We start from the raw sequence: 22,507 nt of genomic DNA, 5'->3' as shown, positions 1-22,507 counted from the left end.
TTTATTTTAAATTAGGATTAGGCAAAGTTGCACTTGCACTTCCTACATTTATATTTTGAGTTGGTGGCAAAGGAGTATTTGGTGTATCAATTTGACTTAAAAGCTCTAAAGTTTGATTAAATTCGAAGCTTTCTTCAGGATTTTGTCCTAAGAATTTTTGCATAAATTCTTTTTTAGAAATAGCTTCATCAAGTTCTTTATCACTTCCTTTCTGATAAGCACCGATGCGAAGCAATACTTCATTTTCTTTTAAAAGCGAGTTTAAACGCTTAAATTTTCTTGCCCAAAGTTTATGTTCAGGACTTATAATGTCACTCATCACCCTTGAAGCAGAGTTTTGTATATTAATAGGAGGATAAATTCCAAAGTCTGTTAATTCACGGCTTAAAACAATGTGTCCATCTAAGATAGAACGACTTTGATCGGCGATTGGATCGCTCATATCATCACCATCCACTAAAACGGTAAAAAAGGCTGTTATAGTGCCTTTACCTTCTTCTTTACCGGTTCTTTCCATGAGTTGAGGCAAAAGACTTAAAACACTTGGTGGATAACCTTTGGTTGTAGGAGGCTCTCCAAGAGCTAGTCCAATTTCTCTTTGTGCCATAGCAAAACGCGTTACACTATCCATGATAAAAAGTACATCTTTGCCCTGTTCTTTAAAGTATTCTGCCACACTCATTGCGCAAAAAGCACCGTATTTACGCATCAAAGCACTATCATCACTTGTAGCAACAATAATCACTGTATCATCGAGCTTTCCGCCTAAATTTTTTTGTATAAATTCAGGAATTTCACGCCCCCTTTCTCCTATGAGTGCCACTACTTTTATAGGAGCTTTGGAATTTTTAACTATCATTCCCATAAGAGTGGATTTTCCTACCCCACTTCCTGCAAAAATACCAAGTTTTTGTCCTACACCACAAGTTAAAAGCGCGTCTATGGTTTTAACACCCACGGGAAAAACTTCTTCTATAAGCCCTCTTTTCATTGCATCAATAGGTGCACGCATTATAGGCATATATTTGGTTGCTTCTATAGCTCCTTTACCATCTTTTGGACGCATAAAAGGATCTACTACCCTGCCTAAAAGTTCATCGCTAACGCCTATTTGCATACCTGCATCACTTATAAAAGCACGATCGCCTATTTTAAAACCTTCTATAAAAGAAAATGGGCTTAAATAGCTAAATTGTTCTTTGATTTCTACAACCATAGCTAGAGTGTTTAAATTTTCATTTTCATTAGAAACTAACTTCACTATATCTCCAACCCCTGTTTTAAGCCCACGAATTTCTATACTTGTAGCAGAAATTTTTGTAATCTCTCCAAAAATAGCACTTAAATTTTCTTTGCCAAGTTTGGAGCGTAGTTTTTCAAGATTCATTAAAATCTTACCTGTTTAGCAGAGTTTATGAGAGAAAAAAATTCCTCTCTGGTTTTTTCATTTTTTAAGAAAATTCCACGTAAAGCTGAAGTTGTAGTGGTGGAATTAGCTTTTTGCACTCCACGCATTTCAACACACATATGTCTTGCTTCTATGACTACACCCACACCTTTTGCATCGACATTTTCCATTAAAGCTTGTGCGATTTGTTCAGTAAGTTGTTCTTGAATTTGAAGTCTTCTTGCAAACACTTCTACAAGGCGTGGAATTTTGCTTAAACCTACTACTTTTTTATTAGGGATATAGGCTACATGAGCACGCCCAAAAAAAGGCAAAAGATGATGTTCGCAAAGACTGTAAAATTCTATATCACGCACTAAAACCATTTCATTATTAGAACTTTCAAATAAAGCGTCATTTAAAATTTCTTTGACATTTTGCGTATAACCACTAGTAAGAAATTCATAAGCTTTAAAAACACGATTTGGCGTTTTAATAAGCCCTTCACGATTTGGATTTTCTCCTATAATTTCAAGCATGGTTTTAACACAATCTTCAAATTTTTTTTGCACATTTTTCTCCAAAAATATTTTTTATATTTTAATAATAATGTAATATTGCAATTTTATCATAAATTACTTTAAAATTTTATGCAAGTAATAAGGAAAAATTTGCTATTATTGAAGGCAAATTTTATTTTATAAGGAAAAAAACTATGGAAGTAAAGGCAAAGCAACTAGATTCTGTTAATGCGACTGCTAGTGTAAAAATTCCTTCAGGAATGATCAAAAGTGAAGTAGAAAATTTAGCAAAAAAAGCTTCTAAAAGTGTAAAAATGGATGGGTTTAGACCAGGAAAAGTTCCTGTAAGTGCCGTACTTAAAAGATATGAAAGAGAGCTCACTCAAGATGCAGAACAAAATCTTTTTAAATCCGCTGTAAATAGCGCTTTACAAGAACTTAAAAAAGAAAATAAAGAGCTTGTAGGTGAGCCATATTTTGAAAAATTTGATCGTAAAGATGGAGAAATTATTGCTGAATTAATACTTTCTTTTAAACCTGAAATCAAACTTGAGGGTTATGAAAAACTCATCCCTGAATATCAAACTCCAAAAGTAAGTAAAAAAGAAATTGATGAGAAAAAAGATGAGCTTTTAAAGCGTTTTGCTACTCCTGAAGCTATAAAAACAAAAAGAGCTTTAAAAGAAGGTGATTTTGCAAAATTTGATTTTGAAGGTTTTGTAGATGATAAAGCTTTTGAAGGTGGTAAAGCTGAAAATTATGTTTTAGAAATTGGTTCTAAGCAATTTATTCCAGGTTTTGAAGATGGTATGGTGGGAATGAAAATAGGTGAAGAAAAAGATATCAAAGTAACTTTCCCTAAAGAATACGGCGCAGCGCATTTAGCGGGTAAAGATGCAGTATTTAAAGTAAAACTACATGAAATTCAAGAGCTTAAAATTCCAGAACTTGATGATGAAATGCTTAAAAAACTTTTACCAGGAGAAGAAAAAGCTAGTGTTGAAGTTTTAGATGAAAAATTAAAAGAGCAAATCAAAAATGAAAAACTTTTCAAACTTGTAAATGATGAATTAAAAGGCAAATTTGCAGATGCTTTGATTGAAAAATATAATTTTGATTTACCTAAAGGCATAGTAGAACAAGAAACTGATATGCAGATGCGTGCGGCTTTTAATACTTTTAGCGAAAAAGAAATTGAAGAGCTTAAAGCAAGTAAAGAAAAATATCAAGAAAAACGTGATTCTTTTAAAGAAGAAGCACAAAAAAGTGTAAAACTTACTTTTATCATTGATGAACTTGCAAAATTGCGTAAGATTGAAGTAAATGATCAAGAATTGATTCAAGCGATTTATTTTGAAGCATATCGCTATGGTATGAATCCAAAAGAGCATTTAGAAAACTATAAAAAACAAGGAGCTTTGCCTGCTGTGAAAATGGCTTTAATTGAAGAAAAACTTTTTAATGATATTTTTATACCAAAAACAGAAAAATCAGAAAAAGTGAGCAAAAAAGAGAAAGAAGATAAATAATGTTTATTCCTTATGTTATTGAAAAATCTAGTCGTGGTGAAAGAAGTTATGACATTTATTCACGCCTTTTAAAAGATAGAATTATTATGCTAAGTGGTGAAATTCATGATGAACTTGCCGCTTCTATCGTAGCACAACTTCTTTTTTTAGAAGCTGAAGATCCTACAAAAGATATTTATCTTTATATCAATTCTCCAGGTGGTGTAATTACAAGTGGTTTTAGTATTTATGATACTATGAACTATATCAAACCTGATGTTTGTACGATTTGTATAGGACAAGCTGCTTCTATGGGAGCATTTTTGCTTAGTTGTGGCGCAGAAGGAAAACGTTTTGCTTTGCCTAATTCACGTATTATGATTCATCAACCTTTAGGTGGAGCTAGAGGTCAAGCCACAGATATTGAAATTCAAGCCAAAGAAATTTTAAGACTCAAAACTATACTTAATGATATTTTGGCAAAAAATACTAAGCAAAAAGTTGCAAAAATAGCAAAAGATACAGAAAGAGATTTTTTCATGTCAGCACAAGAAGCTAAAGAATATGGGCTGATTGATAAGGTTTTGGAAAAAAGTTTTAAATGATTTCTTTGGAGATCATTTAAAACAAAGGTTTTTTAATGGTTAGAAAAATTATCACCTATCCCAATCCTAGACTTTTTTTAAACTCTGAAATTGTAAATAAATTTGATACAGAACTTCACACCTTGCTTGATGATATGTATGAAACTATGATAGCAAGTAATGGAGTAGGTTTAGCAGCTATTCAAGTGGATATTCCTTTGCGTGTTTTACTTGTAAATATTTTTGATGAAAACGATGAACAAAAAAAAGAAGATTTGCTAGAGATTATCAATCCTGAAATTATTCCTTTAGATGAAGAAATGATTACTTGCACAGAAGGGTGTTTGAGTGTGCCAGATTTTTTTGAAGAAGTGAAACGCTATAATCATATCTTGCTTAAATATCAAGATCGCTTTGGAGAATTTAAAGAACTTGAAGCAAAAGGTTTTTTAGCTGTGGCTATTCAACACGAAAATGATCATTTAAATGGACATTTATTTATAGAAAAAATTTCCTTTGCTAAGCGTCAAAAATTCGATAAAGAATTTAAGAAAAAGAAGAAAAATCATAAAAAAGAGAAATGAAAAAACTAAAGTGCATAAGCTTTCATGAAGGCTTAGACATTATAGAGGTAGAATCCACTTTTACAAGAGGTTTGCCAAATTTAAGCATAGTAGGGCTTGCAAGTACAGCGATTAAGGAAAGTGTCGAACGCATCAAAGCCACACTTTTAAGTTGTGATTTTGCTTTTCCTGCTAAAAAAATCACTATCAATCTTAGTCCTTCAGGCATCCCAAAAAAGGGATCGCATTTTGATTTGGCTATCGCTTTATTAATCCTTTTGCAAAATGAAGAATTAGATGACTTTTTTGTAGTAGGAGAATTAGGACTTGATGGAAGTATTAAAAGCACAAATGAGCTTTTTTCTTTGCTTTTGTTTCTCTCTGCTAAAATTAAAAAAGCTAAGATCGTTGTTCCAAAAAGTATAGCACAAAAAGCTTCCATGATACCAAATTTAGAGGTTTATGGACTTGAAAATTTAAATGAAGCAATAGAGTTTTTTAAAGAAAAAAATTATGAAAATTTTCGCTTTTCTCACAATCATCCTTTATTTGCAAACCCTTTACAAATAGAAAATGAAATTTTTTTACAAAATATGGATTTTAAACTTGATTTTAAAGATATCAAAGGGCAGGAAAAAGCCAAAAGAGCTTGTATGATAGCTGCTTTAGGTATGCATAATATCTTATTTGAAGGAAGTCCAGGAAGTGGTAAAAGCATGTGTGCTAAACGCCTTGTTTATATCATGCCCCCTCAAAGTTTAAGTGAAATTTTAATGCAAAATGCTTATATGTCTTTAGATTCAAAAGATTGTGAATTTACTAAAATTCGTGCTTTTCGTCATCCTCATCATACTTCTACAAGAGCAAGTATTTTTGGCGGAGGAACAAAAAATGCCAGAATTGGAGAAGTAGCACTTGCAAATGGTGGAGTATTGTTTTTTGATGAATTTCCACATTTTAACAAGCAAATCATAGAGAGTTTAAGAGAACCTTTAGAGGATCATAAAATTCATATTTCAAGAGTAAATTCTAAAATCACTTATGAAACAAAATTTAGCTTTATAGCTGCCCAAAATCCTTGTCCTTGTGGAAATTTATTCTCCAAAAATCTTTCTTGTGTTTGTAGTGAAAATGAGATTAAAAAATACAAAAATCACATTTCAGCTCCTATTATGGATAGGATTGATCTTTATGTAGCTATGGATGAGATCAGCAAGGATGATAAAACGAGTATAAGTTCTAAAGAAATGAGTGAAAAAATTTTACAAGCTTTTATTTTTAGTAAAAAACGGGGGCAAAAAGAATTTAATGGGAAATTAAAAGATGAAGATTTAAGTCGTTTTTGTGTATTGGAAAAAGATGCCAAAGATACGCTAGATTTAGCAATTTCACGTTATAATCTTTCTTTGCGATCGCTTAATAAAATTTTAAAAGTTTCAAGAAGTATAGCGGATTTAGAACAAAGTCTTAATATTAGCAAAACCCATATTTTAGAAGCTTTAAGCTTTAGAGCAAGGAATTAAAATGGAAAATAAAAGTATAGCTATCTTTATAGATGCAGAAAATATCCCTGCAAAATACGCTAAAAGTATTTTTGATATCGCTTCAGATTACGGAGAGGTTATCATTAAACGCATTTATGGGGATTGGACTCAAAAAAATATACAAGGTTGGAGAGAGCAAATTGCTGAATATTCTTTAATCGCTATGCAACAATTTAATTTTGCAGCCAACAAAAACTCAAGCGATATGTATTTAATCACTGAAATTATGTCCATATTTTATGAAAAAAATATAGATATTTTTGTTATTGTTTCAAGCGATAGTGATTATACTTCACTCATTCAAAAATTAAGAGAAAATAAAAAACAAGTTATAGGAATGGGGCTTGAAAAGTCTATAAAATCTTATGTAAATGCCTTTAGTGAATTTTTTTATTTAGATAAAGATGAGAGTAAAAAAGAAGATATTTTAAGTAAGGATTATTTAAGAGCTTTAATCAATATCACCGAACAACTTATCGATGAAAAAGGGCGTGCCGAATACGCACAAATCCGTACTAATATGAACCGCAAATACTCGGATTTTCATCCGCAAAATTATGGTTTTAAGAATTTTCGTGCTTTGATCCAGAAATTTTTACCCAAAATGAAAAAATTTGAAGAAGAAAGAGAAAAAAATATATATTTTTTGGTGAAAAAAGATTATGAAAGCTATTATTGATAATATAAAAATTTTAGAACAAAATGCTATAAATAAAGGCTTAGATGAGCTTATTTTAATGGAAAATGCGGGATTAAATTTAGCCAAGCTAATTAAAAAAGAAGCTAAAAAAATTCGCATTCAACGCAAGATTAGAAAAGTAAAAATACTTTTTTTATTAGGCGGGGGTAACAACGCTTCAGATGGCTTGGTGGCTTTAAGAAATTTAAAACACGCTAAAGCTTATAAAATAGGCTTTAAAGAAAATACGCTTTTTAAAAAACAAGAGCAAATTTTACAAAATTATGCTTTTAAATTTTGTAAAAAAGAACCCAATTTTAAAAAATTTCATATTATCATTGATTGTATTTTAGGTACAGGTTCAAATCGTTGTTTAGATGAAAAAACAAGTTTAATTATTCAAAAAGTTAATCAAAGTAAGGCTTTAAAAATAGCTTGTGATATACCTACAAATTTGGGATTTTATCCTTGTTTTAAAGCTGATATTACATTTTGTATGGGAGCTTTAAAGGAAATTTTACTTGAAGATTTTGCTAAGGAATTTGTAGGAAGGATTAAAATAGCCAATTTAGGCATTAGATCTAAGAAATTTTACCCTAATTCTCAAGCTTTTTTGCTTGAAAAAAAAGATTTAAAAACTATAGATAGAAAAATCAACGCCAATAAAGGAAATTTTGGCCATATTTATATAGTTGCCAATGCAAGTGCTGGAACTTTAGCAGGACTTGGAGCCTTAAATTTTGGAGCAGGTCTTGTTTCTTTAGTAGCACAAAAAAGTTTCTCGCCTCTTTTGATGTTAAAAGAAAAAATTGAAAATAATGCAAGTGCTATTGCTTTAGGTATGGGGCTTGAAAATTTGGATTTTCTAAAAGATGAAATTTTGCAAAACACTCCTTTGATCTTGGATGCAAACTGCTTTTTAAGTGAAGCTTTGCTTTGGTATTTAAACAGAAAAGATGTTGTTATAACCCCTCATCCAAAAGAATTTATAAAACTTTATAAAATGTGCTTTGATGAGAATTTAGATATAGAAACATTGCAAAAAAATCGCTTTTTCTATGCTAGAAAATTTTCACAAAATTATGATTGTGTTCTTGTTTTAAAAGGAGCAAATCCTATTATTGTGCAAAAAGAAAAATTATTTGTTGTAAATTTAGGAAATCAAGCCTTAGCTAAAGGTGGGAGTGGAGATGTTTTAAGTGGAATGATTGCTGCACATTTAGGTTTTGGTTTTAGCGCTTTAGAAGCAGCAAAAAATGCTACTTTAGCTCATGGACTTGTTGCAAAAAAATATAAATTTAATAAAAATAGCTTTGACGCTTTAAAACTTATCAAAGGATTAAAATGCTTGTAAAATTAGCTGTACTTTTTAGTGGAAATGGAAGTAATTTAGAAAATATTTTAGAAAAACTTCATAAAAAAACCATAGGGGAAAATACCTATGAAGTAGTACTTTGCATTTGTAATAAAAAAGATGCTTTTGGTGTACAAAGAGCAAAAAAATTTGGTCTTGATACTGTCATTGTTGATCATAAGGCTTATAATACTCGTGAAGAATTTGATACGATTTTGGTACAAAAAATCAAAGAAAGTGGAGCAAATCTTACTGTATTAGCAGGTTTTATGAGAATTTTAAGTCCTGTTTTTACAAAAAATATTAAGGCAATTAACCTTCATCCTTCTTTATTACCCCTTTTTAAAGGAGCACATGCGATTAAAGAAAGTTATGAAAGTGATATGAAAGTAGCTGGTGTGAGTGTGCATTGGGTCAGTGAAGAACTTGATGGTGGAATGATTATAGCTCAAAAAGCTTTTGAAAAAAGAAATTTGAGTTTTGAAGAATTTGAAGAAAAAATTCATAGTCTAGAACATGAAATTTTACCCTTAAGTGTGATTGAAATTTTTTCTTAAAGAATTAAAGGTATTTGCTTTAAAACTATAAAATATCGCTTTAAAAAATTTTAAAATTTTCAAGGAAATTTATGTTTGAATGGATATTTAGTATTGATGCTTGGATTACTTTAGCTACTTTAAGTGCTCTTGAAATTGTACTAGGGATAGATAATATCATTTTTTTAGCTATTTTAGTAAGCAAACTACCCCCTGAACATCGTGATAAAGGACGTATCTTAGGTTTAGCTTTTGCAATGATTACAAGAATTTTACTTCTTTTATCTCTTTTTTGGGTAATGAAACTTGTAACACCTTTGTTTAGTGTATTGGGCAATGAAATTTCAGGAAGAGATCTAGTTCTTTTACTAGGTGGGCTTTTCTTGATTGTAAAGTCTATTAAAGAAATTAAAGAGCAAATTTCTCATCAAGAAGAAAGTCAAAGTCATTTTAAAGCAAGCAATAAACTTTGGATAGTTGTAGCTGAAATTGCTGTGATTGACATAGTGTTTTCGCTTGATAGTGTTATTACCGCAGTAGGAATTGCTCAAGATGTAGCCATCATGATTATCGCTGTTATTATCGCAGTAGCTGTGATGCTTTTTGCTTCTAAACCTATAGCAGATTTTGTTGAAAAATATCCAAGCATTAAAATTTTAGCCTTAGCTTTTTTGGTGCTAATAGGCGTAGTTTTAGTTGCTGAAAGTTTTGATATTCATATTGATAAGGCATATATTTATACCGCTATGGCTTTTGCTTTAGTGGTGCAAATTTTAAATATTTTAGATCAAAGAAAGGAAAAAAATGGCTAAAGACGCTAATGGAATAGAACTTAACACAGGTGATAGCGTGAGTGTAATAAAAGATCTTAAGGTTAAAGGTGCAAGTACAACTTTAAAACGTGGAACTACTATAAAAAATATTAAGCTCACTTCTAAAGAAGGTGAAATTGAGGCTAGAGTAGATAAATTTGGCGTTATTGTTTTAAAAACTGAATTTTTAAAGAAAATCTAGGCAAAGAATGTGCGAATCTTACTTGTTTTAAGAGGGAATTATTACGCAGGACAAGAAGAATTTATCAAAAATAATAAACTTCAAAATTATACACTTGATTTAAATGCTTTGCGTCTTTTATCAGGAGGCGTTAAAAATATAGTCAGTGAATATAAAATTTTAAATGTTAAAAATGATGAAGATTTGAGTAAAATTTTACTCAAACTTCTAGAAATGCGTATGCAAAAAGGTGAGTTTAGCATCATAAACGCTTACAACGAAACATTAAAAATTTATAAAGACTTAGCTAAACAATATCGCTATAAAATATATGTTATTGTTTTTGATAGCTCTTTAAAACAATGTCAAGAAAAAAATCTTTTAGAAGCTAAAAAAAATGGATATATCATTCCTTATGCTCTTTTGGAAAAAACTCAAGATTTGCTCAAAAAAAATCCAAAAAAATACCCAATTTTAGACTCAAGAGACTGGAAAAAATGTCTTTACCAAATGCCAAATTTAAGCAAATACAAAAAAATTCATCATATAGGAGATTTACAAGGTTGCTATAGTGTTTTAAAAGAATACATTAAAACAATCAAAGAAGATGAATTTTATATATTTTTGGGAGATTATATCAACAGAGGTATAGAAAATGGCAAAGTAATAAAATTTCTTTTAAAAATTTGCGAAAAAGAAAACGTATGCTTATTAGAAGGAAATCACGAAAGACATCTTATAAAATGGGCTAATGGAGAATTGTCAAATTCCAAAGAATTTAATGAAAATACTTTAAAGGATTTTAGAAAAGAAAAACTTACTCCAAGAGATGCTAGAAAACTCTATCCTCATCTAAAAGAATGTTTATACTACAAATTCCAAAATAAATTCATATTTTGTTCACATGGAGGAGTAAATTTTATACCCTCCAAACCTGAAAAAATAAGTTTTATACCAAGCCATGACTTTATTTATGGTGTAGGTGGATATGAAGACAGTCAAAAAGTAGCAAATCAATTTTGTAATTTCACCTCGGACAATCTTTATCAAATCTTTGGACACAGAAATAAAGAAAAACTTCCTATGAAAATAGCCAAAAGAGTATTTTTATGCGAGGGTAAAATAGATGATGGTGGATATTTACGCGTAGTTACACTAGATGAAAAAGGTTTTGAGTGTATAGAAATTAAAAACCAAATTTACAAAAAGAAATAAGCCTAAAGAGGCTTATTCTTCATCTTTATTTGTTTTTTTAACCACCTTAACACGCTCTATAGAATTCCCATCCATTTTTTTAACTTCATAGTAACAAAGTTCATCTTCAATGCGATCTCCTACCATAGGCAAGCGTCCTAAAAGATTAAATACATAACCACCTATAGTAACTTGTTCTAAATCCTCATCATAGTTTATTACAAGCATTTCTTCAACAGTTTCTATATCGCATCGTCCTTGAAATTCATAGATATTTTCAGCAAGTTTTTTATAGCTGTCTTCTTCATGCTCGCTTTTAATTTCGCCAATAATTTCTTCCATGATATCTTCCATGGTTAAAATTCCAGCAGTTCCACCATACTCATCAACTACTAATGCAGTATGAGAGCGTTCTTTATTCATCATTACAAGTACTTTTGAAATGCTGATATTTTCAGGAACCAAAATCAAAGGTTTAACAAAAGTATCTAAATTTTGACTTTTATGGTTTAATTCATTTTGTATTATATCTCGTATGTGTATCATACCTAAAATAGTATCTTTAGAGCCATCAATATAAGGAAAGCGAGTATGTTTATGCTCACAAATGATTTGCATATTTTCTTCGTAACTTTTTTGTTTATTTAGACAAATCATATCTTTTCTAGGAGTCATAATCTCTTTAGCAACAGTATCTGAAAAATCAACAGCATTGCGTATGATCTCTGTTTCAAATTCATCTAAAACTCCACCTTTTTGACTCTCACTTGCTATGATTTTAATTTCTTCTTCGCTATGAGTTAGCTCGCTTTCTTTAGCAGGTTTTATTCCAAAAAGTTTCAAACTTATAGCTGCTAAAAAATCGAAAATTTTAATACAAGGCAAAAAGAGCATCCAAAACCAATGAAGAGGTCTAGCTATAAATAAAACCGCTTTATCTGCAACTGCAATAGCTATACTTTTTGGCACAAGTTCTCCTAAAACCACATGTAAAAGAGTAATAATGCTAAAAGCAATAATGAAAGCCATAGTATGGATAATAACAGTGCTAAAACCAAGATTAATAAGCGGAATTTCTAGCATTTTTGCAATAGCAGGCTCACCTATCCAACCAAGAGCTAGAGAACTTAAAGTGATTCCTAATTGACAAGCACTAAGATAAGTATCAAGTCTTGAAGTAACCTCCAAAGCTTTCTTGGCACCCGCTTTTTTTTCTTTTACCATCTCTTCAAGCTTGGAACGACGTACTTTAACAATACTAAATTCAGACAAAACAAAAAAACCATTTAAAAACACTAGAGCAAGTGCAACAACAACCATAAGTATAGAATATCCTGCATCAAAAGATGCTGTAGAAGTTTGGTTTAAATCCAAAACCTGACTGGGGTCCAATGAAGCTCCTTAAGAAATAAAATATTATTAAACCTTATTATACACAATTAAAAGTAAATTTAATATTTGAATTTTTTCTTGTATTTTATAAGAAAAAACTAAGACTTATAAGAAATATTTTTCTCAAATTCTTTTAAACGCTTATATATACTTCTAAGTTGAGTGATAGTTGTCCAGTTTGTGATAAAAATACTAAAAGAGCTTCGCACTTGATCAAATGCATTATTAATCTGCATTACAATACCAAGTCCTATAGCTCCAGCAAAAAGCCCTGGTGCCATGATTAAAAATGGCACTATAACTATCATTTGCTCAAATAAAATGAGCCAAATATTAAAATATCCATAATGTAAAAAAAGTCTTTTATAGTTAAATTTAAGCCCTGTAAAAAGCTCTATCATAGTCTCATTTTTAGCGTATTCTTTGCGATTATCCTCAGCATAAACAAGCTCTTTTCTAAAAGCTGCTTCAGCTTTTTGATTGTTATATTCAAGTCCAGGAAGCTTAATACCTACAAACCATGACACAACCAAGCCTCCTAAAGAAATCAAAAGTGCAATATAAACAAGCAAACCATCAATGTTTTTTAAAAAATAAAAAAAAGAATTTTCGCTTAAATTTGCAAATAAAGCTTTACTCACAACATCACTTAAACTCCATAAAATCGGAATAAATGCTACAAGGGTCATCAAAGCTTTTATAAAACTAAGTCCTAAACTCTCTACGATTTTAGAAAAATTATAAGTATCTTCTTGAATTCTTTGCGAACTTCCTTCTATATTATCATCTTTATTTTTCCAAAATTTTAAATAAGAAAAAGTCATAGCCTCACGCCACTTAAAAGCATAGACGCTAGCAAAATAGATATTAATTGTAGCGATTAAAACATAAGGAATAGCAATAGCCAAAAAAACTAAAATCAAAGCATAAAAATCACTTGCTGAATAATTTGGCTTTTCAATCATAGCCCTAGAGTTGAAAAAATATTCTAATAAATTTTGATAATAATACAATGCGCCTTTATTGATAAAATTAGCTTTTTGGAAATTTTGCTCAGCTCTTTGATTAGCCTCTTGGATTAAAGTGGCATTATTTTCAAGATTTTCTTCTATTTTTTGCGTAGAATTAGAATCCAAAAGTTCTATTTTTGGCTTTTGTAAAACATTGTAAAAATCACTATACCATGAATTGATCGCAACATTTAAGCTTGTTTGTATATATAAGAAAAATAACAGTAAAAAAAGTCCCAAATAAGCCCATAAAGCCCATTTTTTACTTTTAAAAAACGAAGAGAACATAATCATCACCTTTAAAATAAAAATTCTAATAAACTTTTTTTAATGAAAAGTTTATTTTTTACCTAAATAGTCTTTAATATTGTAATCAATAGGCATAACAAAACTGATTTTATCACCATTTTTTAACATTTCTTTAGGCGGTTTTGGCAATGGAGAAGCTCTTTTAAATAAACTTAAAGCTTCATCATTGAGCGCTGCATAAGGGCAAGATTTTTTAAGCTCTTTGCTTAAGACATTTCCGCTTTCATCAATGCTTACGCGAATTCTTACAACGCCTTCTTGTTTTTGCATTATCGCTTCTTGAGGATATTTTTTAAATTTAGTCAAATGAGCCATAAGCAAAGCTTGATAGCTTTTAACTTGTTCTTTGGCATTGCCACTTACTATAGTTTGTGTTTTATCTTCATTACTTTGTAGCGGAGCACTGAGCGATTCATTTTTAAATTTTGAATTTTCACTTGCATTAGCTATTTCTTTTTGAGCTTGGTTTTCATCTTGCTTTTCAATCTTTTTTTGAACTTTTAATACAGCATTTTTATCTTGAGAATTAAAACTTATTCTTTCGTCTTGTTTTTTGTTTTTATCTTGAGAATTACTCTTTTTTTGATCAATCGAAACTTCTTTTAATTCCCCGATAGGAAACTCTGATACCATCATAATGGAAGTAAATTCCGCTCCTTGTTTAAAATCAACACCACTTGATTTTTCTTGAGTATAAAAAGAAAAAAGGAAAAACATTAATACTAAAGTATGCAATATCAAACTTAACACAAACCCAAAAATCACACTAGACTTCATACTAATCCATCTTTTTACTTGAAAGAGCTATTTTTCCATAGCCATTCTCTTTTAATTTTTGCATTACTTGCATAATATCTTCATACTTTACACTTTTATCGATATGAAAATAAATAATTTCTTCTTTATTGCCTTTGGTTTTTATATCTAAAGCACTTGAAAGATTTTCTAGGCTTAATTTATCATCATTAATAGCCAAAGTATTATCAGTATTTAAATAAAGTATGATGGGATTTTTAAGCTTATCCTCTGCTTGCTGCGAACTCTTGGGTAATTCTATTTTGATAGAACTTGTGATAAGAGGAGTAACAGCCATAAAAACAATCAATAATACAAGCATAATATCTATAAAAGGAGTTATATTGATCTCACTTAACTCCTCTTCTTTGTGAGCCATTTCAGTTTTTATCATTAAAATAACTCCTATGAAAAAGTATATAGACAAAATTTGCAAGCTCATCTAAATGGTGCATAAGTTTTAAATTTTTTCTTGTAAGATAATTATAAAAAAGCACCGCAGGGATAGCAGCTATCAAGCCAAAAGCTGTAGCAAACAAGGCTTCAGCTATACCAGGCGCAACGACTGCCAAAGAAGCATTGCCAAGATTTGCTATACCTATAAATGCATTCATAATTCCCCAAACTGTTCCAAAAAGCCCTATAAAAGGTGCGCTAGCACCTATGCTCGCAAGCAAACTCAAGCCATTTTTGCTTGCTGTGATTTGCTTTGAGATGGTATTTTGCAAACGCAATTCTATACGCTCTTTTATGTGATCATTTTTATATTCACTTTTTTCAAGCTCATCTTGAATTTCTAAAGATAAAACACCTGCAAAATCTTTTGTCTGATCTAATTCATTGAGATTTTTTAATTCTTTTATCTTTTGTATAGACAAGTCTAGATTTTTTTTCATAAAATAAAATTGCATAAGCTTAGAAATAAAAACTGCCCATGCTAAAATGGAAAATAAAACCAATATATAAATAACACCTTTTACCACCTCATCAGCATTTTGATAAAGACTAGAAAGAGAAAGCTCTATTTTAGGTGCTTCGGTTTCTATCTTAGAAGAATCAAAAGATAAATTTGTATCTGTTGCATTTGCTTCTGCATTTAAATTTAATAATAAAAAAACAAAATAAAAACATTTTTTTAACATTTGTATATTCCTTAATATTTATATTCAAAACTTACTATAAAAGTACGACCGCGAGCAGAATTGCTAAAAAGATAGATAGGATCACCTGCTCCATTATATTGAAGCTGATTATCTAAGGAATTATAAGCATTTAAGGCATCCATGTAGTTTTTATCAAATAAATTTTGCACCTCTGCTCTCATTGTGAGGTTTTTAAACCATTCTATATTCCAATATAAATCTACTATAATAGGAATTTTTGGTAAGTCTTGTGTGGTTGGTTTAGGATAATAAGGATTGTTTGGATCCTTATTCCAATCATCTGTATTTGGATTTACCCTTTTTGCTTTGCCTGTGTATTTTGCTATACCACCAAAGCTTATTTTATCATTTAACCTAAAGCCAAGCTCTACATTTGCATAATCTTTTGGAAGCTCCATGATTTTACTTGCCGAAAAAGAGCCAAGAAGAGGTCCTGAAGTTTGAGAAATAGTCGAACTTGTATCTTGTCTTGAATACATAGCTTTAGCATAAGCAAAACCCAAGTCATAGCTTAATTCTAACTCCACACCCTTAAATATGGTATCATCAGCTGAATTTAAGTGCATATAAAATTGCGAGCTTGGAGGATCTTTACTTGGATCTTCAAGATAAAATTGTTCATTATAAATATAATCTTTTATTTTTGTATGATAATACACGGCTTTAAAACCAAAGCGATCATCATCTTTTAAAAGTCCATGTTTAAAAGAATTAAAACCTATTTGCCAAGTATTGGCTTGTTCTGGTTTTAAGAAAGAATTGATACCATTGCCTTCGTTATTTGAGAAAAACATTTCTTGCACATTAGGGGCTCTATTTGTTCTCGCAAAACTTACAAAGGGTGTAAAAAGCTCGTGTATGGCAGCTGAAAGCATGACAGAAGCATTCAGGCGAAGTCCATTTTTATCTATATCTGTCGCCGCTTTTGGAAAACACATAAAATTTACTTCATCGCAAGCAGGTCTGTGTCCTTTGATATTCCAATCTAAAAGATTCACATTGGTATCAAGTGTAAAGATACCATAATTTAGACTATTATCAAGATAATAAGTAAAAAGATTTTGTTTTCCACGAGGCTGAAAAGGTATAGAATTTACTCCTTGAATTGATGTATTTAAGGTATTTTTATAATCATTAAGCAAAATATTTGCTCCAAAGCGTGTGTTTAGATTAAATCTATGCCATTCACCCTCTAAAGTATCACTTATATCAAAAGTAGTGGCAGTATTTTTTGCCTTTGTGTTAGCTATGGCATCGTTTGCCGCAAAAGTAGATTTTGATCCATAGGTTTGTATGCCTTGATTGTAGGCAATAAGCGTATTTACATTAAGCCACTCATTAGGGTTGTGCCAAAAATCAAGTTGATAATTGTCATTGTGTATTTTTCTACCGGCAAGTTCGTTTTGATATCTACGATAAGAAAATATAGTGTTTGTAAAAGAATTTGGGACATATTCGAGTTTAAAAAGTTGAGAGTTTGGTTTTTGGGTTAAAAAATCTGGATCAAAAGGAGCGATATTGGTATCAGCTATACCATCTCCATCAGTATCAACCATACTACTACCTATCTTGCCACCCCCGCCTACAGTGTAATTTTGAGTAATTCTCTTTGCGCTATAACCAAAAAGCGCGCCCACATATCCATTATTTTCAAGTTCAGTCTTTCCAGCCACTGCACTCATATAACTTGGTCCGATTCCATTGCTTCCATAAGAAAATCGTCCTAAAAATCCAAAGATATTGCCATCATGTACAATATCATTTATACCTATGGTCTTAAAATTTGCTGATCCCATCAAGGCATTTGCTCCACCTACTCCTTCAAAAGTTCCCCTTGTAACATCAACTCCGATTAAGAAATTTGTATCAATAACAGCTCCAAAAGCTGAAGTTCCCGTTTGTGAATGAAATCTAGCTGGATCATCTGATGCACTACCATAAAAAGTTTGAGTAACACCGTCAATCATGGTATTAACACGCCCAAAACCACTCATACCACGAATATTTACTTGAACTGTGCCTTGAGCTTGATCTGTGTTTGTGTAGGTTCCAGGTATACTACGCACTATAGAATCTATACTTTGTGTATCTGAACCTATACCCTCTCTTGTGCTTGTTGCCCCAGGAGTTACAAAAGGTTTTTCATCGTTTTTGATTTTTGAACCTGAAATTTCAAGACTATCAAATTCTAATTCTTCAGAAAAAGCAAAACTAGCAAAACATAAACCTACAGCACAAAATAAACTTAATTTTTTCATTCCTCCCCCTTATAAATCAAAACATAATCACTGTCTTTTAAATCTATTTCTCCATAGCTTAAATTCACTACAACTATTTTTTTACTGCTTTTAAAATCTTGTATATGTAAAGGAATTCCTATTTTTTTACTTGTATGATAGCTTCCAGCTAGCAATAAAACTTTATTTACATGATGAACCAATACATCAGCCATACGCCTGTCTTTGAATTGTTGAATTTCCACCAATTTATCTAGTAATTCTTTATTTTCTTCAGGATTTAGCTTATGGCTTAAGGATATAATGTCAAAAAGTTGTTTTTTTACTTCATTTGTGGTTGAAACATAACCCTTTAAGGGCTGAGCCCCATTATAAATGCTTGTAATTTCTGAGCGTGAAAGATTTGCACCTAATATTTTTGACTTTGAATAAAAAACCACATTGACAAATTGCTCATAATCTTTCCATTTCCAGACCTTATCCCAATTTAATGCATTAGTAAGTTCATTGGCTTTAATGGTTTTTTTATTTTTAAAAGCTTTATCTAAGTGATTTTGCTCTGTGCTTGCTAACATTTCTAAAGCTACATCAAAGTTTATATTTTGAGAACTTAAATTTCCTTCTAAGGCATTAAAAATCATAACTTGACTTATCTTATGTTTAACCTCATCGTGTTTTTCGCCAAGCAGTATCACATCTGCTTTTAGCAATTCTAAAATCATATCTTCAAAAGAAATCTTTTTTTGAGTATGCGTATCAAGTATATAAAAATCTTTATTTTCTTGAAGTGGAGATGATTTTTGCAAAACAGCACAAGCGCTCAACATAAAGCTTATAAATAGAATGCTTAAAATAGTATAAAATTTCATTATTATTGTTACTTTCTTAGTGGTTTATTTTTGATATTGAATATTAATATTTTATATATAAAAATACTATTAAATATTTATATTAAAATTTAATTATTTATAATTATTATCAAAATTTATTATAATAAAATGAAAATATTTATCAGTTATAAAATTATTAAGTTACTTTATATTTACTTTTTAATATTAATATTTCTTATCAAAATATCTAAAAGGAATTGATGTCTATGAAAAAAATAATTTTATTTTTACTATGCGTTGGCTTTGCTTTTGCTTGCTCTGAACATTCTCATACCGATTTTAAAGATCTTAATAAAACCGAGTATAATTCTCAATTAAAGGATAAAATATGAAAAAAATCTTCTTTATGTTTTTAACAGCTGTTTCATTTTTAGGTGCTAGTGAGCTTAATATTTACTCAGCAAGACATTATAATGCTGATTTTGAAATCATAAAAAAATTCGAAGAAAAAACAGGTATTAAGGTCAATCATACTCAAGCTAAAGCTTCAGAACTTATTAAAAGACTTTCTCTTGAAGGAAGTAATTCTCCTGCTGATATTTTCATCACAGCTGATATTTCAAATCTTACAGAAGCTAAGAATTTAGGACTTTTATCCCCTGTTTCATCAAAATATTTAGAAGAATTTATACCCGCTCATTTAAGAGATAAGGATAAAGAATGGTTTGCGATTACAAAAAGAGCAAGAATTATTGCTTACAACAAAAACACAAATATCGATATTAGCAAAATGAAAAATTATGAAGATTTAGCAAAAGCTGAATTTAAAGGAGAAATTGTTATGAGAAGTGCTACAGCTCCTTATAGCAAAACTCTTTTAGCATCTATTATAGCTAATGACGGAAATAAAGAGGCTAAAGCATGGGCTAAAGGTGTGCTTGAAAATCTTGCGACAAATCCAAAGGGTGGGGATAGAGATCAAGCCAGACAAGTATTTGCAGGCGAAGCTAAATTTGCAGTTATGAATACTTATTATATAGGGCTTTTAAAGAATTCTAAAAATCCAAAAGATGTAGAAGTGGGGAATTCTTTGGGTATTATTTTTCCTAATCAAGACAATAGAGGAACGCATATTAACATTAGCGGTATTGCTATGACAAAATCAAGTAAAAATCAAGATGCGGCTAAAAAATTTATGGAATTTATGTTAAGTCCTGAAATTCAAAAAATTCTTACTGATAGTAATTATGAATTTCCTATAAGAAATGATGTAGAATTAAGCCAAACGGTAAAAGATTTTGGAACTTTCAAAGAAGATCAAATCCCTGTGAGTAAGATAGCAGAAAATATTAAAGAAGCGGTTAAAATTTACGATGAAGTCGGTTTTAGATAATGTATAAAACCTTAAAATACTATAAACTCGGGGCAATTTTACTTGCCCTTTTTCTTGCTTTACCTATTTTTGGTATTTTTGCTGAACTTTTTTATATTTTATTTCAAAATTTTAATACAAGTGATTTAACCCAATTTTCATCTATTAAAGAAAATTTGAGTCATTTTTTTGATTATTTATTTTTAAAATTCATCAAAGATACTTTTATAATTAGCATGGGAGTATTGTGTTTAAGCTTGATTTTGGGTGTGAGTTCTGCTTATTTGATTGCAAATTATGATTTTTATTTCTGTAAAATTTTAGAAAAATTACTCATTTTACCCTTAGCCATACCTGCTTATATTTTAGCCTTTGTTTATGTGGGAATTATGGATTTTCAAGGATTTTTTCACGAAAATTTTGGCTTTAGGATAGATTTTTTCAATCATTATGGTGTTATTTTTGTTTTGGCTATTTCTTTATATCCTTATATTTATTTATTTGCTAAAACAGCTTTTAAAAGTGAAGCTAAAGAGGCTTATGAAGTAGCTAAAATCATGAAATATTCTGAATTTAGAATTTTTACACGCGTGGCACTTTTGAGTGCAAGACCTGCCATTTTTTCTGGAGCTTTATTGGTTTTAATGGAAACTTTGAGTGATTATGGTGCAAGTGCTTATTTGGGAGTGGATACTTTTTCGGCTGGAATTTTTAAACTCTGGTATGATTTGAATGATTCTTATTCTTCTAGTGTTTTATCGGGTATTTTAATGCTTTTTGTATTTTTGATTATGTATGTGGATTATTATTATAAAAATAAACATCATTATAGTTTTAATCAAAATTTAGCTCTTTTTATCAAAAAAAGAAAATTAAATCCTATTAAACAAATTCTATCCTGTATTTATTGTTTTATGATTGCTTTTGTAGGTTTTATTTTACCTTTTATTTGGCTAGTTTATTGGGGGCTAAAAGATCATAAGCTTTTTGAATCGCAATTTTATATTATCAGTTTTCAAACTATAATCTTAGCTTTAATCACTGCTTTAATTACCACTTTTTTAGCTTATTTTTTGATGTTTAGCTCTAGGATAGTTAAAAATCATTTTTTTAATTTATTTATTTTAAAAATAAGTTCTTTGGGTTATTCTATACCTGCTGCTGCTTTAGGGATTAGCATTATAGTGCTTTTTGTATTTTTGGATAAATTTTTTCACATGAGTTTATTGGGAAATTCTTTACTTGTTCTTGTTTTTGCTTATATAATTCGTTTTTTAGCGAGTGCAATTTATTCTTTAGAGGGAGGATATAATAAAATTCATCTAAATATTGATGAAGCAAGTTTAAATTTAAGAACGAGTTATTTTATTTTATTTTTTAAAATTCACACACCTTTAATGAAACATTTTTTATTTTTGGCTTTTATTATTGTTTTTATTGATACGATTAAAGAACTTCCTTTAAGTAGAATTTTAGCGCCTTTTGGCTTTGAAACTTTAAGTGTTAAAGCTTTCTGGTTTGCAAGTGATGAAAGAATTTATGATGCAGCTTTGCCTTCCTTGTTTATCGTTTTTCTTTCTTTAATGGTTGTTGTTTGGATGGATAAAATCACAAGGAAAGATGATGTTAGAAATTAAAAATTTATCTAAAAATTTTGGAAAAATACAAGCTTTAGAAAATATCAATCTTCATGTCAAAGAAGGAGAATTTTTAAGCATTTTAGGAGGTAGTGGAAGCGGAAAAAGCACGCTTTTAAGGATTATTGCTAAGCTTGAACAAGCTAGTTCTTATGATTTGTTTTCTTGCAAAGGTGAAGTGGCTTTGATGTTTCAAAATTATGCTTTATTTCCTCATTTAAATGTTGAGAAAAACATACTTTTTGCACTTTATGATAAAAAAGATAAAAATCAAATTTTAAATCATTTGCTTAAAACTTTTGAAATTGAAGATTTAAGATATAAAAAAATCGATGAAATTTCAGGAGGACAAGCGCAAAGAGTGGCTTTTGCTAGAGCTATGGCAAGAGGATGTAAGCTTTTGCTTTTAGATGAACCTTTTTCTAATTTGGATCAAAATTTAAAACAGGATTTAAGAAGAGAATTGAAAAAAATGATAGAAAATCAAGGCATTACGGCTATTATGGTAACTCATGATATTGAAGATGCTTATTGTATGTCTGATCAAATCGCTTTTTTAGAAAAAGGAAAAATTTTAGCTCATGCAAATCCTAAAGAGCTTTATTTTAAACCTGATTTTAAAAGTGCACAAATTTTACCTGATTTAAATATCATAGAAGAAAAACTTGATTTAGAAGATGAATTTTTTGCTTGGATAGCTTCAAAAAATTATATTTTTGGTTATGCAGAGCTTAAAATAGGAAATCGCTTTGAGGCTAAAATTTTACAAAAAGAATTTTTAGGGGCTTTTTGTAGGCTAAAATTACTTTATAAAAATATAATTTTTTTTATTTTGGTGAGCTCAAGTTATGATTTAGAAGAGAAAATAAGTTTTGATATTATCAATTTTTAGTTTAAAT

The 22,507-nt window shown here is 30.0% G+C and carries 23 protein-coding genes; 14 read left to right on the top strand and 9 right to left on the bottom strand.

Annotation, left to right across the window (positions count from 1 at the left end):
• Window position 1: 1 nt before the first annotated feature.
• Together fliI and folE are read right to left on the bottom strand one after the other, a co-directional pair.
• The gene (gene fliI / locus FBE96_RS00970; protein ID WP_002851735.1) at window positions 2–1,387 is read right to left on the bottom strand and encodes a flagellar protein export ATPase FliI; all 1,386 of its coding nucleotides are present in this window, start codon (window positions 1,385–1,387) and stop codon (window positions 2–4) included.
• On the bottom strand, window positions 1,387–1,959 hold the full coding sequence (gene folE / locus FBE96_RS00965) for a GTP cyclohydrolase I FolE (RefSeq protein ID WP_002851990.1): 573 nt from the start codon (window positions 1,957–1,959) through the stop codon (window positions 1,387–1,389). Before folE ends, fliI begins: the two co-directional genes overlap by 1 nt.
• A 143-nt stretch (window positions 1,960–2,102) precedes the next feature.
• Here folE and tig point away from each other — a divergent pair, with 143 nt between their 5' ends.
• The 10 genes from tig (at window position 2,103) to FBE96_RS00915 (ending at window position 10,884) form a co-directional block, all read left to right on the top strand.
• On the top strand, window positions 2,103–3,437 hold the full coding sequence (gene tig / locus FBE96_RS00960; protein WP_002851938.1) for a trigger factor: 1,335 nt from the start codon (window positions 2,103–2,105) through the stop codon (window positions 3,435–3,437).
• Entirely contained in the window at window positions 3,437–4,021 is a 585-nt protein-coding gene (clpP, locus tag FBE96_RS00955) for an ATP-dependent Clp endopeptidase proteolytic subunit ClpP (RefSeq protein WP_002806309.1), read from the top strand. The genes tig and clpP overlap by 1 nt, the downstream gene beginning before the upstream one ends.
• Before the next feature lie 35 nt (window positions 4,022–4,056).
• Complete coding sequence (gene def, locus FBE96_RS00950; RefSeq protein WP_002851936.1) at window positions 4,057–4,584, top strand: peptide deformylase; 528 nt, start codon at window positions 4,057–4,059, stop codon at window positions 4,582–4,584.
• Window positions 4,581–6,086 carry a YifB family Mg chelatase-like AAA ATPase gene (locus tag FBE96_RS00945; protein WP_002851902.1) on the top strand — a complete coding sequence of 502 codons (1,506 nt, stop codon included), beginning with the start codon at window positions 4,581–4,583 and terminating at the stop codon, window positions 6,084–6,086. Before def ends, FBE96_RS00945 begins: the two co-directional genes overlap by 4 nt.
• Before the next feature lies 1 nt (window position 6,087).
• Window positions 6,088–6,786, top strand: coding sequence for an NYN domain-containing protein (locus FBE96_RS00940; protein ID WP_002826913.1), 699 nt, complete (start codon window positions 6,088–6,090; stop codon window positions 6,784–6,786).
• A complete protein-coding gene (locus FBE96_RS00935; RefSeq protein WP_002851837.1) occupies window positions 6,770–8,140 on the top strand; it encodes a bifunctional ADP-dependent NAD(P)H-hydrate dehydratase/NAD(P)H-hydrate epimerase in 1,371 nt (456 codons plus the stop codon). The genes FBE96_RS00940 and FBE96_RS00935 overlap by 17 nt, the downstream gene beginning before the upstream one ends.
• Window positions 8,131–8,697 (top strand): phosphoribosylglycinamide formyltransferase, encoded by a 567-nt coding sequence (gene purN / locus FBE96_RS00930; RefSeq protein ID WP_002851620.1) that lies wholly within the window; start codon window positions 8,131–8,133, stop codon window positions 8,695–8,697. The genes FBE96_RS00935 and purN overlap by 10 nt, the downstream gene beginning before the upstream one ends.
• Before the next feature lie 71 nt (window positions 8,698–8,768).
• Window positions 8,769–9,488, top strand: a complete 720-nt coding sequence (locus tag FBE96_RS00925) for a TerC family protein (RefSeq protein WP_002871848.1) — start codon at window positions 8,769–8,771, stop codon at window positions 9,486–9,488.
• Window positions 9,481–9,690, top strand: coding sequence for an alkylphosphonate utilization protein (locus FBE96_RS00920; protein ID WP_002851709.1), 210 nt, complete (start codon window positions 9,481–9,483; stop codon window positions 9,688–9,690). Before FBE96_RS00925 ends, FBE96_RS00920 begins: the two co-directional genes overlap by 8 nt.
• Before the next feature lie 9 nt (window positions 9,691–9,699).
• Window positions 9,700–10,884 carry a metallophosphoesterase gene (locus tag FBE96_RS00915; protein ID WP_002871849.1) on the top strand — a complete coding sequence of 395 codons (1,185 nt, stop codon included), beginning with the start codon at window positions 9,700–9,702 and terminating at the stop codon, window positions 10,882–10,884.
• A gap of 12 nt (window positions 10,885–10,896) precedes the next feature.
• On the opposite strand, the gene FBE96_RS00910 is transcribed toward FBE96_RS00915, so the two are convergent.
• From FBE96_RS00910 to FBE96_RS00880, 7 genes are all read right to left on the bottom strand, one after another.
• Window positions 10,897–12,255 (bottom strand): hemolysin family protein, encoded by a 1,359-nt coding sequence (locus tag FBE96_RS00910; RefSeq protein WP_002851723.1) that lies wholly within the window; start codon window positions 12,253–12,255, stop codon window positions 10,897–10,899.
• 98 nt (window positions 12,256–12,353) lie between these two features.
• Window positions 12,354–13,559: a putative transporter gene (locus tag FBE96_RS00905; protein WP_010891843.1), complete on the bottom strand. Its 1,206-nt coding sequence runs from the start codon at window positions 13,557–13,559 to the stop codon at window positions 12,354–12,356.
• A 45-nt stretch (window positions 13,560–13,604) separates the two neighbouring features.
• Window positions 13,605–14,351, bottom strand: coding sequence for an energy transducer TonB (locus FBE96_RS00900; protein WP_002857414.1), 747 nt, complete (start codon window positions 14,349–14,351; stop codon window positions 13,605–13,607).
• A 1-nt stretch (window position 14,352) separates the two neighbouring features.
• Complete coding sequence (locus FBE96_RS00895) at window positions 14,353–14,763, bottom strand: biopolymer transporter ExbD (RefSeq protein WP_002851714.1); 411 nt, start codon at window positions 14,761–14,763, stop codon at window positions 14,353–14,355.
• Window positions 14,750–15,511 (bottom strand): MotA/TolQ/ExbB proton channel family protein, encoded by a 762-nt coding sequence (locus FBE96_RS00890; protein WP_002857636.1) that lies wholly within the window; start codon window positions 15,509–15,511, stop codon window positions 14,750–14,752. Before FBE96_RS00890 ends, FBE96_RS00895 begins: the two co-directional genes overlap by 14 nt.
• A gap of 11 nt (window positions 15,512–15,522) precedes the next feature.
• A complete protein-coding gene (locus tag FBE96_RS00885; RefSeq protein WP_002857295.1) occupies window positions 15,523–17,790 on the bottom strand; it encodes a TonB-dependent receptor in 2,268 nt (755 codons plus the stop codon).
• Complete coding sequence (locus tag FBE96_RS00880; RefSeq protein WP_002851704.1) at window positions 17,787–18,638, bottom strand: ChaN family lipoprotein; 852 nt, start codon at window positions 18,636–18,638, stop codon at window positions 17,787–17,789. The genes FBE96_RS00885 and FBE96_RS00880 overlap by 4 nt, the downstream gene beginning before the upstream one ends.
• 221 nt (window positions 18,639–18,859) lie before the next feature.
• On the opposite strand from FBE96_RS00880, the gene FBE96_RS00875 reads away from it, so the two are divergent.
• The 4 genes from FBE96_RS00875 to FBE96_RS00860 are packed head-to-tail and all read left to right on the top strand — an operon-like array spanning window position 18,860 to window position 22,500.
• The gene (locus tag FBE96_RS00875; RefSeq protein WP_002859376.1) at window positions 18,860–18,991 is read left to right on the top strand and encodes a lipoprotein; all 132 of its coding nucleotides are present in this window, start codon (window positions 18,860–18,862) and stop codon (window positions 18,989–18,991) included.
• Window positions 18,988–19,992: a Fe(3+) ABC transporter substrate-binding protein gene (locus FBE96_RS00870; RefSeq protein ID WP_002857563.1), complete on the top strand. Its 1,005-nt coding sequence runs from the start codon at window positions 18,988–18,990 to the stop codon at window positions 19,990–19,992. The genes FBE96_RS00875 and FBE96_RS00870 overlap by 4 nt, the downstream gene beginning before the upstream one ends.
• On the top strand, window positions 19,992–21,608 hold the full coding sequence (locus tag FBE96_RS00865; RefSeq protein WP_002852018.1) for an iron ABC transporter permease: 1,617 nt from the start codon (window positions 19,992–19,994) through the stop codon (window positions 21,606–21,608). The genes FBE96_RS00870 and FBE96_RS00865 overlap by 1 nt, the downstream gene beginning before the upstream one ends.
• Window positions 21,592–22,500, top strand: a complete 909-nt coding sequence (locus FBE96_RS00860) for an ABC transporter ATP-binding protein (RefSeq protein ID WP_010891842.1) — start codon at window positions 21,592–21,594, stop codon at window positions 22,498–22,500. The genes FBE96_RS00865 and FBE96_RS00860 overlap by 17 nt, the downstream gene beginning before the upstream one ends.
• Window positions 22,501–22,507: the final 7 nt, after the last annotated feature.

The sequence above is a fragment of the Campylobacter sp. CFSAN093241 genome, from assembly GCF_012889595.1.
GTDB classification, from domain to species: domain Bacteria; phylum Campylobacterota; class Campylobacteria; order Campylobacterales; family Campylobacteraceae; genus Campylobacter_D; species Campylobacter_D jejuni.
The sequence above is the reverse complement of the archived record's forward strand: the minus strand, read 5'-3'. Positions and strand labels throughout refer to the sequence as shown.

Bases quoted from the DNA above. Each gene is read 5' to 3' on its own strand.
- fliI (WP_002851735.1), bottom strand. From the start codon at position 1,387: ATGAATCTTGAAAAACTACGCTCCAAACTTGGCAAAGAAAATTTAAGT.
- tig (WP_002851938.1), top strand. From the start codon at position 2,103: ATGGAAGTAAAGGCAAAGCAACTAGATTCTGTTAATGCGACTGCTAGT.
- clpP (WP_002806309.1), top strand. From the start codon at position 3,437: ATGTTTATTCCTTATGTTATTGAAAAATCTAGTCGTGGTGAAAGAAGT.
- def (WP_002851936.1), top strand. From the start codon at position 4,057: ATGGTTAGAAAAATTATCACCTATCCCAATCCTAGACTTTTTTTAAAC.
- FBE96_RS00945 (WP_002851902.1), top strand. From the start codon at position 4,581: ATGAAAAAACTAAAGTGCATAAGCTTTCATGAAGGCTTAGACATTATA.
- FBE96_RS00940 (WP_002826913.1), top strand. From the start codon at position 6,088: ATGGAAAATAAAAGTATAGCTATCTTTATAGATGCAGAAAATATCCCT.
- FBE96_RS00935 (WP_002851837.1), top strand. From the start codon at position 6,770: ATGAAAGCTATTATTGATAATATAAAAATTTTAGAACAAAATGCTATA.
- purN (WP_002851620.1), top strand. From the start codon at position 8,131: ATGCTTGTAAAATTAGCTGTACTTTTTAGTGGAAATGGAAGTAATTTA.
- FBE96_RS00925 (WP_002871848.1), top strand. From the start codon at position 8,769: ATGTTTGAATGGATATTTAGTATTGATGCTTGGATTACTTTAGCTACT.
- FBE96_RS00920 (WP_002851709.1), top strand. From the start codon at position 9,481: ATGGCTAAAGACGCTAATGGAATAGAACTTAACACAGGTGATAGCGTG.
- FBE96_RS00905 (WP_010891843.1), bottom strand. From the start codon at position 13,559: ATGATTATGTTCTCTTCGTTTTTTAAAAGTAAAAAATGGGCTTTATGG.
- FBE96_RS00900 (WP_002857414.1), bottom strand. From the start codon at position 14,351: ATGAAGTCTAGTGTGATTTTTGGGTTTGTGTTAAGTTTGATATTGCAT.
- FBE96_RS00895 (WP_002851714.1), bottom strand. From the start codon at position 14,763: ATGATAAAAACTGAAATGGCTCACAAAGAAGAGGAGTTAAGTGAGATC.
- FBE96_RS00890 (WP_002857636.1), bottom strand. From the start codon at position 15,511: ATGTTAAAAAAATGTTTTTATTTTGTTTTTTTATTATTAAATTTAAAT.
- FBE96_RS00885 (WP_002857295.1), bottom strand. From the start codon at position 17,790: ATGAAAAAATTAAGTTTATTTTGTGCTGTAGGTTTATGTTTTGCTAGT.
- FBE96_RS00880 (WP_002851704.1), bottom strand. From the start codon at position 18,638: ATGAAATTTTATACTATTTTAAGCATTCTATTTATAAGCTTTATGTTG.
- FBE96_RS00875 (WP_002859376.1), top strand. From the start codon at position 18,860: ATGTCTATGAAAAAAATAATTTTATTTTTACTATGCGTTGGCTTTGCT.
- FBE96_RS00870 (WP_002857563.1), top strand. From the start codon at position 18,988: ATGAAAAAAATCTTCTTTATGTTTTTAACAGCTGTTTCATTTTTAGGT.
- FBE96_RS00865 (WP_002852018.1), top strand. From the start codon at position 19,992: ATGTATAAAACCTTAAAATACTATAAACTCGGGGCAATTTTACTTGCC.
- FBE96_RS00860 (WP_010891842.1), top strand. From the start codon at position 21,592: ATGATGTTAGAAATTAAAAATTTATCTAAAAATTTTGGAAAAATACAA.